The organism is Pseudomonas sp. 203-8, from assembly GCF_020708595.1.
Taxonomy (GTDB): domain Bacteria; phylum Pseudomonadota; class Gammaproteobacteria; order Pseudomonadales; family Pseudomonadaceae; genus Pseudomonas; species Pseudomonas aeruginosa.
Map to the genome: position 1 here is coordinate 186,710 of NZ_JAJFDF010000007.1, position 12,417 is coordinate 199,126.

At 66.8% G+C, this 12,417-nt stretch carries 10 protein-coding genes; 2 read left to right on the plus strand and 8 right to left on the minus strand.

Features of this window, described 5'->3' with window-relative positions; all coding sequences use genetic code 11:
• Positions 1-3: 3 nt before the first annotated feature.
• The gene (locus LJF27_RS17745) at positions 4-975 is read right to left on the minus strand and encodes an aldo/keto reductase (protein ID WP_003117709.1); all 972 of its coding nucleotides are present in this window, start codon (positions 973-975) and stop codon (positions 4-6) included.
• A gap of 151 nt (positions 976-1,126) precedes the next feature.
• On the opposite strand from LJF27_RS17745, the gene LJF27_RS17750 reads away from it, so the two are divergent.
• Positions 1,127-2,041 (plus strand): LysR family transcriptional regulator, encoded by a 915-nt coding sequence (locus tag LJF27_RS17750; RefSeq protein ID WP_003122853.1) that lies wholly within the window; start codon positions 1,127-1,129, stop codon positions 2,039-2,041.
• Between the two features lie 384 nt (positions 2,042-2,425).
• On the opposite strand, the gene LJF27_RS17755 is transcribed toward LJF27_RS17750, so the two are convergent.
• The 3 genes from LJF27_RS17755 to LJF27_RS17765 all read right to left on the minus strand — a co-directional run bounded on the left by LJF27_RS17755 (position 2,426) and on the right by LJF27_RS17765 (position 7,247).
• Positions 2,426-4,570, minus strand: a complete 2,145-nt coding sequence (locus tag LJF27_RS17755; protein ID WP_003100703.1) for a 3-hydroxyacyl-CoA dehydrogenase NAD-binding domain-containing protein — start codon at positions 4,568-4,570, stop codon at positions 2,426-2,428.
• A 13-nt stretch (positions 4,571-4,583) separates the two neighbouring features.
• The gene (locus LJF27_RS17760; RefSeq protein WP_003087747.1) at positions 4,584-5,789 is read right to left on the minus strand and encodes an acetyl-CoA C-acetyltransferase; all 1,206 of its coding nucleotides are present in this window, start codon (positions 5,787-5,789) and stop codon (positions 4,584-4,586) included.
• A 570-nt stretch (positions 5,790-6,359) separates the two neighbouring features.
• Entirely contained in the window at positions 6,360-7,247 is an 888-nt protein-coding gene (locus tag LJF27_RS17765) for an AEC family transporter (RefSeq protein ID WP_003087746.1), read from the minus strand.
• A 112-nt stretch (positions 7,248-7,359) separates the two neighbouring features.
• On the opposite strand from LJF27_RS17765, the gene LJF27_RS17770 reads away from it, so the two are divergent.
• Complete coding sequence (locus tag LJF27_RS17770) at positions 7,360-8,181, plus strand: cytochrome c (RefSeq protein WP_003100707.1); 822 nt, start codon at positions 7,360-7,362, stop codon at positions 8,179-8,181.
• A 7-nt stretch (positions 8,182-8,188) separates the two neighbouring features.
• Here LJF27_RS17770 and LJF27_RS17775 read toward each other — a convergent pair whose 3' ends face one another.
• The 4 genes from LJF27_RS17775 to LJF27_RS17790 all read right to left on the minus strand — a co-directional run bounded on the left by LJF27_RS17775 (position 8,189) and on the right by LJF27_RS17790 (position 12,167).
• Positions 8,189-8,920: a peptidase gene (locus LJF27_RS17775; RefSeq protein WP_003100716.1), complete on the minus strand. Its 732-nt coding sequence runs from the start codon at positions 8,918-8,920 to the stop codon at positions 8,189-8,191.
• Between the two features lie 81 nt (positions 8,921-9,001).
• Complete coding sequence (locus LJF27_RS17780; RefSeq protein ID WP_003087743.1) at positions 9,002-9,802, minus strand: transglutaminase family protein; 801 nt, start codon at positions 9,800-9,802, stop codon at positions 9,002-9,004.
• A complete protein-coding gene (locus tag LJF27_RS17785) occupies positions 9,799-10,752 on the minus strand; it encodes an alpha-E domain-containing protein (RefSeq protein WP_003087742.1) in 954 nt (317 codons plus the stop codon). Before LJF27_RS17785 ends, LJF27_RS17780 begins: the two co-directional genes overlap by 4 nt.
• A 2-nt stretch (positions 10,753-10,754) precedes the next feature.
• Positions 10,755-12,167 carry a circularly permuted type 2 ATP-grasp protein gene (locus tag LJF27_RS17790; protein ID WP_003087741.1) on the minus strand — a complete coding sequence of 471 codons (1,413 nt, stop codon included), beginning with the start codon at positions 12,165-12,167 and terminating at the stop codon, positions 10,755-10,757.
• Positions 12,168-12,417 lie beyond the last annotated feature (250 nt).

Here is a 12,417-nt window from a genome sequence, read left to right on the forward strand (position 1 = left end):
GCCCTACCAGCGCGGGGTCCGGGCGCGCACCGTGAGCGGCGCCTCCAGCGTGGCGCACTCCTCTTCGGCGAGGTCCAGCGTCAGCGCCGCGAGGGCATCCTCGAGGTGATGCGGCCTGGACAGGCCGACGATCGGCGCGGCGACACCGTTCCGGCCAAGCAGCCAGGCCAGGGCGAGTTGCGCCGGTGGAAGCCCGCGGGCAGCGGCGAGTTTCTCCAACGCGCCGAGGGTCGACTCGACTTCCTCCCTGCCGCCGTACCAGCGCGGGGCCTGTTCGTCCGTCCGGGTCCGCAGCGTGCCGGCGCTTCGCGCTCCGGCCAGCAGCCCACGCGCCAGCGGCGACCAGGGCGTCAACGCGATCCCCTCTTCCCGGCACAGCGGCACGAGGTCCTCCTCGTCCTCGCGAACGATCAGGTTGTACTGGCTCTGCATCGAGATGAATTGCGCCAGGCCGTGGTGGCGCTGGAAGGCGAGCATCTTCATGAAGCGCCAGGCCGGCATCGACGAGGCGCCGAGGTAACGGACCTTGCCGGCACGCACCAGGCTGTCGAGGGTTTCGCAGGTTTCCTCGATCGGGGTTTCCGGATCGAAGCGATGGATCACGAAGAGATCCAGGTAGTCCGTACCCAACCGCCGCAGCGAGGCATCCACGCTGGCAAGCAGATGCTTGCGCGACAAGCCGCAGGCGTTGGGCCTGTCGCTCATGGGAAAGAACGCCTTGGTGGCGATTACCAGGTCCTCGCGCTGCGCGAAGTCCCTGAGCGCGCGTCCGAGGATCCGCTCACTCTCGCCGGTGGAATAGATATCGGCACTGTCGAAGAAGTCGATCCCGGCTTCCAGCGCCTCGCGAATGAACGGACGCGCCCGTTCCTCGTCCAGCACCCATGGACGCCACGCCGGATCGCCATAGGTCATGCACCCCAGGCAGAGCCGGGAGACTTTCAGGCCGCTATTGCCAAGACGGACATGCTGCATCGTACGACCTCGTCGGAAGGCTCTGAAAAGAGCGGTTTCCCCGGCCCCACCCTGTTCATGAGCCAGGTTTCCCGACGATGCTATATTGCTGCCGAATAGCTAACTATCCTGGAAAAATCTCTTTCATTGATCGAGTTATTTTAATAATCCAATGAAGAAGCCCGATCTCGCCGGTCTCGCCGCCTTCGTCGCCATCGCTCGCGAACGCAGTTTCCGCCGCGCCGCCGCCACCCTCGGCGTAACCCCGCCGACGCTCAGCCACACCCTGCGCGAACTGGAAACCCAGCTCGGTATCCGCCTGCTCAACCGCACCACTCGCAACGTCTCGCCGACCGAGGCCGGCGAGCACCTGCTGGCACACCTGGACCCGGCGTTCGAAGACATCGCCGCCGCGCTGGACAGCCTTAACCGCTTTCGCGAAACGCCTCACGGCCTGGTACGAATCAACGCACCGCGAAACGCCATCGGTCTCGTCCTCGCGCCACGTTTCGGCGAACTGGCCCGCGACTATCCCGGCATCACCCTGGAAGTGGTGGCGGACGAGGGTTTCGCCAATATCGTCGAAGCCGGTTTCGACGCCGGCATCCGCCTCGGCGAAGACCTCCAGCACGGCATGCGCGCCGTGCGGGTCGGCCCGGACCTGCGCTTGGCCATCGTCGCGACCCCGGCCTACTTCCGACGGCAAGGCAGGCCGGGTAGCCCGGAGGAATTGCTCGGCCACCGTTGCATCGGCTGGCGCAAGGTGTCTTCCGGAGAGCTGTACAAATGGCAATTCAGCAAGGGTGCGAAAACGCTTTCGGTGGCCGTGAGCGGACCGCTGGTCCTCGACGACCCGCGCCTGATGCTACAGGCGGCGCTGGCCGATGTCGGGATTGCCTTCGCCATCGAGGAGGAAGTCGCCGAGCACCTCGCCGCCGGCCGCCTGGAACGGGTCCTGGCGGATTGGTGCGCTCCCTTTCCCGGTTTCCATCTCTATTATCCGAACCGCCGCAACCACCCGGCGGCGTTGAGCGCCGTGATCGACCTGCTGCGCTACCCCGGCGAGGAACACCCAGGTCCCGCGTAGGCACATCGGCGGAAGCGCCCGTGGCGGCCTGGAGGCAAGCATGGAGGCTGGCCTGTATCGACGCACGGCGTAGGGCGGATAACCGCATCGCGGTTATCCGCCGAATCTCGGTATATCGGCGGATAGCGCCTGTGGCGCTATTCGCCCTACCAATGGCGGCTGGAGGCAAGGGCCTGTACCGCCGCGCGGCGTAGGGCGGATAACCGCATCGCGGTTATCCGCCGAACCTCGGCATATCGGCGGATAGCGCCCATGGCGCTATTCGCCCTACCCGTGGCGGCCTGGCTGGCAAGAACCAGGGGATACCGGGGTGGCGTCATCCGCCGCGGTACGCAACCACGAGAAAGCCGGCCCGAAGGCCGGCTCTCCATGCGACGCCAGGACTCAGAACAGCTCGCCCTTCGCCGCCTTCTCCAGCAACAGCGCCGGCGGCTCGAAGCGCTCGCCGTACTGTTCGACCAGGTATTGGGCGCGGGCGATGAAGTCCTTCAGGCCGTACTGGTTGATGAACTGCAAGGCGCCCCCGCTCCAGGCGGCGAAACCGATACCGAAGATCGAGCCGATGTTCGCGTCGGCGGTGGAGTGCAATACCCCCTCCTCCACGCAACGCACGGTCTCGATAGCCTGGATGAACAGCAGGCGGTCGCGTACGTCCTCGGCGGATATTTGCGCATCGGGCTTCTCGAAGCGGCTCTTGAGTTCCGCCCAGAGATGTTTCCTGCCGTTCGCCGGGTAGTCGTAGAAGCCGGCGCCGGCCGCCTTGCCCGGGCGCTTGTACTCATTGACCATCAGGTCGATCACGGCGAACGCAGGGTGCGTCGGCAGAGCCTTGCCCTCGGCCTCGAGGTCGCGGGCGGTCTGGTTGCGGATGTGGGTCATCAGGCTCAGGGAGACTTCGTCGGAAATCGCCAGCGGCCCCACCGGCATACCGGCCTGGCGCGCCTGGTTGTCGATCATCGCGGCGCTCACGCCTTCGCCGAGCATGGCGATGCCTTCGTTGGTGAAGGTGCCGAATACCCGCGAGGTGAAGAAGCCGCGGCTGTCGTTGACCACGATCGGCGTTTTCTTGATCTGCAGTACGTAGTCGAAACCGCGCGCCAGGGTTTCGTCGCTGGTCTTTTCGCCGCGGATGATCTCCACCAGCGGCATCTTGTCCACCGGGCTGAAGAAGTGCAGGCCGATGAACTTCTCCGGCCGCGCCACCGCCTGGGCCAGACCGGTGATCGGCAGGGTCGAGGTATTGGACGCCACTACCGCATCGGCCAGGGCATGCTTCTCGGCCTCGGCGGTGACCTTGCCTTTCAGCGCGCGGTCCTCGAAGACCGCCTCGATGATCAGGTCGCAGCCTTCGAAGTCGGCTTCGCTGACGCTCGGCACGATCCGCGCGAGGAAGGCGTCGCGCTTCTCGGCAGACAGGTGCCCGCGCGCAACTTTCTTGTCCAGCAGCCTGGCCGAATAAGCCTTGCCCTTCTCCGCCGCTTCCAGCGAGACGTCCTTGAGCACCACCTCGATGCCGGCCGCCGCCGATACGTAGGCGATGCCCGCGCCCATCATCCCGGCGCCGAGCACGCCGACCTTTTTCGTCGCCCGCACCGGATACCCCTGCGGCCGCGACTTGCCGGCGTTGATCTCGTTGAGCTGGAACCAGAAGGTGCCGATCATGTTCTTCGCCACCTGGCCGGTGGTCAGCTCGGTGAAATAGCGCGCCTCGATCAGTTGCGCGGTGTCGAAATCGACCTGGGCGCCCTCCACCGCCGCGCACATGATCTTCTCGGGCGCCGGGAAGCAACCCTTGGTCTTGTCGCGCAGCACCGACGGTGCGATGGCCAGCATCTGCGCCACGTTGGGACTGGCAGGCGTACCGCCGGGAATCTTGTAGCCGGCGCTGTCCCAGGGCTGCTTCGCCGCCGGGTTGGCGAGGATCCAGGCGCGGGCCTTCTCCAGCATTTCCTCGGGGCTGTCGGCCAGTTCGTGGATCAGCCCGGCCTTGAGCGCTTCCGCCGGACGCACCTTCTTGCCTTCGGCGAGGTACGGCAGGGCTTTCTCCAGGCCAAGCAGGCGCACCATGCGCACGATCCCGCCGCCGCCCGGCAACAGGCCGAGAGTCACCTCCGGCAGGCCGAGCTGCACGCCGGGATTGTCCAGGGCGATGCGGTGGTGGCAGGCCAGGCAGATCTCCCAGCCGCCGCCCAGCGCAGCGCCGTTGATCGCGGCGACCACCGGCTTGCCGAGGGTCTCCAGGCGCCGCAGTTGGCCCTTGAGTTCGAGGATGCCCTGGTAGAAGGCCGGGGCGTCGGCCTTGGTGACCTTGATCAGCTCGTTGAGATCGCCGCCGGCGAAGAAGGTCTTCTTCGCCGAGGTCAGCACCACGCCGGCGATCCCCTCTTTCTCCGCCTCCAGCCGTGCGATGGTCTTCGCCATCGCCTCGCGGTAGACACCGTTCATGGTGTTGGCGCTCTGCCCGGGCATGTCCATGGTCAGGACGACGACGTTGTCCTGGCCTTTTTCGTAACGGATAGCGTCAGTCATTCCGGTTCTCCCTTCACACGCGCTCGATGATGGTGGCGATGCCCATGCCGCCGCCTACGCAGAGGGTGGCCAGGCCGTAGCGCAGGTTGCGCCGCTCCAGTTCGTCGAGCAGCGTGCCGAGGATGATGCAGCCGGTGGCGCCGAGCGGGTGGCCCATGGCGATGGCGCCGCCGTTGACGTTGACCTTGCTTTCCGCCACGCCCATGTCCTTCATGAACTTCATCACCACCGAAGCGAACGCCTCGTTGACTTCGAACAGGTCGATGTCTTCCACCTTCAGGCCGGCCTTGGCCAGGGCCTTGCGGGTCGCCGGCGCGGGGCCGGTAAGCATGATGGTGGGGTCGGTGGAGGTCACCGCGGTAGCGACGATCCGCGCCCGCGCCTTCAGGCCCAGTTCGCGGCCCTTGGCCTCGGAGCCAATGAGCATGGCGCTGGCGCCGTCGACGATCCCCGAGCTGTTGCCCGGCGTATGCACGTGCTCGATGCGCTCGACCTGGCTGTACTTGCGCAGCGCGGTGGCGTCGAAGCCCATCTGCCCCATCATCTCGAAACTCGGTTTGAGCGCGGCGAGCCCTTCCAGGGTGGAGTCGGCGCGAATGAACTCATCGTGGTCGAGCAGGACGATGCCATTCTGGTCGGCGACCGGCACCAGCGACTTGCCGAACAGCCCTTCGGCGCGGGCCTTGGCGGCCTTCTGCTGGGAGCGCAGGGCGAAGGCATCGACATCGGCGCGACTGAAGCCTTCCAGGGTGGCGATCAGGTCGGCGCCGATCCCTTGCGGGACGAAGCTGGTGTGCAGGTTGGTTTCCGGATCCAGTGCCCAGGCGCCGCCGTCGGAGCCCATCGGCACGCGTGACATGGACTCGACGCCACCGACCAGGACCAGGTCCTCGAAGCCGGAGCGTACCTTCATCGCCCCCAGGTTCACCGCCTCCAGGCCGGAGGCGCAGAAACGGTTGATCTGCACGCCGGCAACCTGTTCGTCCCAGTCGGCCACCAGCGCCGCGGTCTTGGCGATATCGGCGCCCTGGTCGCCCACCGGCGTCACGCAGCCGAGCACGATATCGTCGACCTGGGCGGTATCCAGGTCGTTGCGCCGCTGGACCGCGCGCAACAGCCCGGCCATCAGGTTCACCGGCTTGACGCTGTGCAGCGCGCCATCCTTCTTGCCCTTGCCGCGGGGAGTACGCACGGCGTCGTAAATGAATGCGTCGGTCATGGCGGTCTCTCTTATCCTGTTCTCGTCCGGCCGAGCGGGCCTCCGCCTACCTTAAACAGGCTCGCCGGCGGGACAATGACCGAACCGCTCAGGCTGATTGACCGCCCAGCTCAGCCTGCAACGCCGGGAAGATAGCACCATGCCATCTTTCGACCGGAAACCCGGACACCGGACGAACGGTCGAGACGCACGCCAGAGCCGTCACCACGCTGTCATATAGAGGGAATATGTCTAGACCGCAGCAGCTTGTATCCAAGTGGTCTAAGCCCGCGCAGGCCGGGGCTTAGACTGATTCATGCAAGCGTTCGAAAGGGAGGTCGACGCCGGGGATGCCGGGCCGACCGAAGAGTACGCCACTGCGTGGCAAGCCGTTCCGCCGGGCCGTAGCGCGGAGCAGGCAGCCACCCGACAACAAGAAAGGCAGACAGGCCATGTTGAACGAGCAGCCAAAAAGATGGCGGCAAGCGAGCCTCATCGTCTTCGCCACCACAGTCATCCTGATCCTTCCCAACCTTAACAGTCTGATCCGCTAGGGCACCTGCTGCCTGCACGCTGCGCACCGCCTCGCGGTCAGCGCAGCGCAGGCAGCCACCAGGTCAGCAGCAGCGGAATGAAGGCGAACGACAGCAGGGTCGAACACAGCACCAGGCTGGCGACCTGATCCGGCGAACGATTGCCGCGCAAGGCGTAGAGATAGTTGAACACCGCCACCGGCATCGACGACTGCACCACCAGCACCCCCTGCGCCAGCGGCGGCAATTGCAACGCCAGCGCCACCGACCAGCCCACCAGCGCCCCCAGCAGAAGACGCAGGCCGCCATAGAAGAAGCCATTGCCCAGTTGCCGCGGGCGGATGCTGGCCAGGGACACGCCGAGGGTGATCAGCATCAGCGGAATGGTCAGCCCGGCCATCAGGTCGACGGTATTCGCCATCCAGCGTGGCAGTTGCAGGTCGAGCCCCATCAACAACAAGGCCAGCAGCACGCTGAGCAGGATCGGATTGCCCAGCAGCGAGCGCCAGGAGCGCTCGCCGCTCATCCAGAACACGCCGAGGCTGAAGTTGCCGATCGACATAATCAGGTAGAACGCCACCGCCAGGGTCATCCCCGCCTCGCCGAACGCATACAGGCACACCGGCAGGCCCATGTTGCCGACATTCGGGAAGCTGTAGGCCGGCACCAGCACCTGCCACTCCTGGCGCCCGAGGCGCGCCGCCGCCCAGCCCAGCGCAGCCATGCAGACGCAGATCAGCGCGCTGGCCAGGGCCATCCGGCCGAAACTGTGCAGGTCCACCCGGGTATGCGCCAGGGTGGCGAGGATCAGGCATGGCGAACCGATGTTGAACACGATGCGCGAAACGAACTCGGTCGGATAGGCGTGTCCGAGACGGACCCAGACGTAACCGACACCGGCGCCGAACAGCACGGGCGCCATCACGGCGAACAACTCGGCGAGCACGGGAACCCCTTGGTTAGCCAGCTATGCAATGGCCCGCATGCTACCGCGAGGCCCCCGTTCCGTGCCAATCTCTCGCTCCATGCCATAACCGGCGGATGCACGAGGAACCCGCATGCCTGTCACTCTCCCGCGCCTGGCGTTGCTAGGTGCCCTGCTCTTCCCTGTGGCTGCCGCCTGGGCCGCCGAGCTCCGCCTGGAACTGCCGGGGGGCACGCAGACCTGGAGCAGCGAAGAACTGCTCAGGCATCCGCAGGCCCGCGACCTGGACATCCCGGCCGACGTCGCCTACCGCCGGAACATGCGCTACCGCGCCGTGCCACTGGCGGCGTTGTTGAAAGGCGTGCATCCCGAAGACCATTTGCAGGCCGTGGCCAGCGACGGCTTCGCCGCCGAGTTGCCGGCCGCCCCGCTGCTCGCCGAACAGGGCTCGCAAGCCTGGCTGGCGATAGAGGATCCGCAGCGCCCCTGGCCGCCGCTGGGCGCGGGCAAGCCGTCCGCCGGGCCGTTCTATCTGGTCTGGAGCAAACCCGAGGAAAAACGCATCGGTCCGGAGCAATGGCCCTTCCAGGTCGTCCGCATCCGCTACCAGTCCCCTCTGGCCGAACGCTTCCCGGCCCTGCTGCCGGCCGCTGACGCCAGCGCGGAGGTGCGCGCCGGCTTCGCCGTGTTCCAGAAGAACTGCCTGGCCTGCCACCGTCTCAACGGTGCCGGCGACGCCCAGTTCGGCCCGGACCTGAACCTGCCGTACAACCCCACCGAGTACTTCCAGCCGCAATTCCTCGCCCGCTACATCCGCGACCCGCAGGCGCTGCGGCAATGGCCGCAGGCGAAGATGCCGGCGTTCCCGGAACGGGTGATCGACGACCAGGAGTTGCGCCAGTTGATCGGCTACCTGCGCCACATGGCCGGCCGCAAGGCGGGCGCGGCCGGCTGAAGCGGCGTCAGATGTTGTACGCCGAGGGCGGCGACGGCAGGCGCTCCAGCAAGTCGTGCAGGCCGGCGCTCCACTGGCGGCGGATGGCGCTGAAATAGGCGTCGTCCTCGGTGACCCGGTAGCCCTCCGGCAGGATCAGGCTGTCGCGGTGGTAGACCAGCAGGTCCAGCGGCATGCCCACCGAGAGGTTGCTGCGGATGGTCGAGTCGAACGACACCAGCGCGCAGCGCAGGGCCTGCTCCAGCGGCGTGTCGAAAGTCAGGTTGCGGTCGAGGATCGGCTTGCCGTACTTGCTTTCGCCCAGTTGCAGGAAAGGCGTGTCCGGCGTGGCCTGGATGAAGTTGCCCTGGGGGTAGATGCTGTACAGCGCCGGCGGTCCGCCGGCGATCTGCCCGCCGACCAGGAAGGAGCAGCTCAGGTCGGTATTGCCGGCCAGATTGCCGCCGTCGCGGGCCATCACCTCGCGGGTGGTCTCGGCGATCAGCGCCGTGGCGTCGTAGACCGAGGGCACGTTGAGCAGGCTGGCGCCGTCCCGGCGGATGCGCTGCTGCAGCAGGTTGATCACCGATTGCGAGGTCGCCAGGTTGCCGGCCGTCTGCACCACCAGCAGGCGCTCGCCGGGCGTGCCGAAGGTGAACAGCTTGCGGAAGGTGGCGATATGGTCGATCCCGGCGTTGGTCCGCGAATCGGAGGCGAACACCAAGCCGTCGGCCAGGTGCATCGCGACACAGTAGGTCATCTCGAATCTTCCTTATTCCGTCCGTCCCCGCCCCTCAAGCGTAAAGGCAATCGCCGATAACGCCAGGCGCGCAATGGATCGTCACTGTTGCTGCACCTGCAGCAGCGGCGCGCTGACCAGCACCCGCGCATGCATCTGCTCGCAACCGCCGCCACGGCGCAAGCCGCGCACCGGGCAGGCATCCAGGTAGTCGAGGCCGACGGCCAGCTTGAGATGGCGCTCCGGACGGCCGAGCCGGTTGGTCACGTCGAAGCTGTACCAGCCGTCGCCGAGCCAGGCCTCGGCCCAGGCATGGCTGGCCAGGTGCGTGTCGTCCTCGGTGTAGAGGTAGCCGGAGACATAGCGCCCCGGCACACCCTGGCTGCGGATGCAGGCGAGGAAGGCATGCGCATGGTCCTGGCAGACCCCGGCGCGTGCGCCGAAGGCCTCGATGGCGGTGCTGTCGACGCGGGTCGCCCCCGGCTGGTAGAGGATATGCTCGTGCAGCGCATGCATCAGGTCGAGCAGGCCGCCGCGATCCTTGCGGCCGCCCATGGCGCGTTCGGCGAAGGCGCGCATCTCGGCATCGGCGCCGGTCAGGCGGGTGCTGCGCAGGAACGGCAACGGCGACTGGCGATCGTGCTCCACCTCGCGCTCCTCGTCGATCTCGACCAGGCCGTGGGCGGCGATCAGGACCGACTCATGCGGTTCGTCCAGGGTCAGGACGTGCAGGATGTTGCCGTATGGATCGCGCAGCGGCCGCGCCGGGCGCGGCAGGTCCAGGCGCCAATCGACCACGTGCTGGCGCTCGCTGTCCTGCGGGGTCAGGCGCAGGTACTGGATGCTGGCGCGCACCCGGTCTTCGTAGCGATAGGTGGTGTCGTGGGTGATCGAGAGTCTCATGCGGCCTCCAGGTAGGAGCTGTGAATGGCGTTGGCCAACTGGCGAACCAGCAGGATGTAGTCGGTGATCCAGGTATGCAGGCCCTGCTCCAGCACCTCGTCGATGCCGGTGTAGCGCACCCGCGCCTCCAGCTCGGCGGCCAGGCGCTGCGCCGGCCGGCCGTTGACGCCGGGCAGGCCGGAAAGGATCTCGCTCAGTTCCTCGATGCAGGACAGCAGCGAACGCGGCACGTCCTCGCGCAACAGCAGCAATTCGGCGATGTTGCGCGCGTTGGGCGAGGCGCGGTACAGCTCGGTGTAGCCCTCGAAGGCGGATAGCGCCCGCAGCAGCGCGCTCCACTGGTAGTAGCCGCGCGCGGTGCCCTCGTCCGCCCCGGCGAGCGCCGCTTCGCCCTGGGTCTGGTAGCGCGCATCGAGCAGGCGCAAGGTATTGTCGGCGCGTTCGATGAAGGTTCCGAGACGGATGAAGCGGAACGCATCGTTGCGCATGCTGGTGGCGAAGGTCGCGCCGCGGAACAGGTGCGAGCGGTCCTTCACCCATTCGCAGAAACGACTGATGCCATAGCGCAGGATGCCCTCGGCGGCGATGCCGCGCATTTCCAGCCAGGTAGCGTTGATGTTCTCCCACATGTCCAGGGTGATCCGCCCGCGTACCGCATGGGCACTGGCGCGCGCTGCGGCCAGGCAGCTGTAGATGCTCGCCGGGTTGTCCGGGTCGAGGGCGAAGAAACTCAGGAGGCGCTCGGCGGCCAGTTCGCCGTGGCGCTCCAGGTAGGCGTCGAGGGTGCCGGTGATCAGCAGCGGCATGGCCAGTTCGTCCAGGCCGCCGCCGTTGCGGTCCTGCGGCAACAGCGACAGCGAGTAGCTGACGTCGAGCATGCGGGCGAGGTTCTCCGCGCGTTCCAGGTAGCGCGACATCCAGTACAGGTCGGAAGCGGTCCGGCTGAGCATGCTTATTCCTCCACCACCCAGGTGTCCTTGGTGCCGCCGCCCTGGGACGAATTGACCACCAGCGAGCCTTCGCGCAACGCCACCCGGGTCAGCCCGCCAGGCACCAGGCGAACCCGATCCGGCGCCGACAGGACGAACGGCCGCAGGTCGATATGGCGTGGCGCGACGCCGCTCTCGACGAAAGTCGGACAGGTCGACAGGGACAGCGTCGGTTGCGCGATATAGGCCTCCGGGCGAGCCTTCAGGCGCTCGCGGAACAGCTCGATTTCCTCCCGGCTGGCCGCCGGTCCGACCAGCATGCCGTAGCCGCCGGAACCCTGGGTCTCCTTCACCACCAGCTCCGGCAGGTGCGCCAGGACGTGCGCCAGTTCCTTCGGCTTGCGACATTGCCAGGTCGGCACGTTGTGCAGCAGCGGGTCTTCGCCGAGGTAGAAGCGGATCATGTCCGGCACGTAGGGATAGATCGACTTGTCGTCGGCCACCCCGGTACCGATCGCGTTGGCCAGCACCAGGTTGCCGGCCCGGTAGGCGGCCAGCAGGCCGGGCACGCCGAGCAGCGAATCCGGGTTGAACGCCAGCGGGTCGAGGAAGGCGTCGTCGATCCTTCGGTAGATCACGTCCACCGGTTGCGGTCCGGCCGTCGTGCGCATGTAGACCCGCTCGTCGCGGACGAACAGATCGGCGCCTTCGACCAGTTCCACGCCCATCTCGCGGGCGAGGAAGGCGTGTTCGAAGTAGGCGCTGTTGAAACGTCCCGGCGTCAATACCACCACGCTCGGCGATTCGACGTCACTGGCCCGCTTGAGGGTGTCGAGCAGCAGGTCCGGGTAGTGGTCGATCGGCGCCACGCGCTGGCGGACGAACAGCTCGGGGAACAGGCGCATCATCATCTTGCGGTTTTCCAGCATGTAGGAAACACCGCTGGGCGTGCGCAGGTTGTCCTCCAGCACGTAGTAGTTGCCGCTGCCGTCGCGGACCAGGTCGACCCCGGCAATGTGCGCGTAGACGTTGCCCGGCAGGTCCAGTCCCTGCATCGCCAGTTGGTACTGGTCGTTGGCCAGGACCTGCTCGGCAGGAATCACCCCGGCCTTGAGGATGCGCTGTTCGTGGTAGAGATCGGCGAGGAACAGGTTCAGCGCCTGGACGCGCTGGATGCAGCCGGCCTCGATGTGCGCCCACTCCGCCGCGGGAATGCTGCGCGGGATGGTGTCGAAGGGGATCAGGCGCTCGGTGCCCTGCTCGTCGCCGTACAGGGTGAAGGTGATGCCGGCGCGGTGGAACAGCAGGTCGGCTTCGCGCCGGCGTTGCAGCAATTGCTCTTCAGGGGTGTCGGCCAGCCAGCGAGCGAATTCCCGATAATGCGAGCGGCATTCGCCGCCAGCATCGTGCATCTCGTCGTAAAACATGCGTGCCATGCCGGACTCCTTGTCGTCACGAACGATGGGGAACTCGCAAAGCCCGTGCCAGCGCGCGGATCACGGCTCGTCTGCGATTCGCAGGGTCGGCGCGGCGGGTTCGCCCCAGTCTGGTGCATCCTGCCCACAGGGAGAGGAAGGGCGCCCCGTTCGACGGCATGAGCGCCCCGCGGCCACGGACCGGCATCGACCTGCCGATCGCGAAGCAACCTGTGGGACCGATAAGTCTAGAACAGACCCGGAAGGGAGA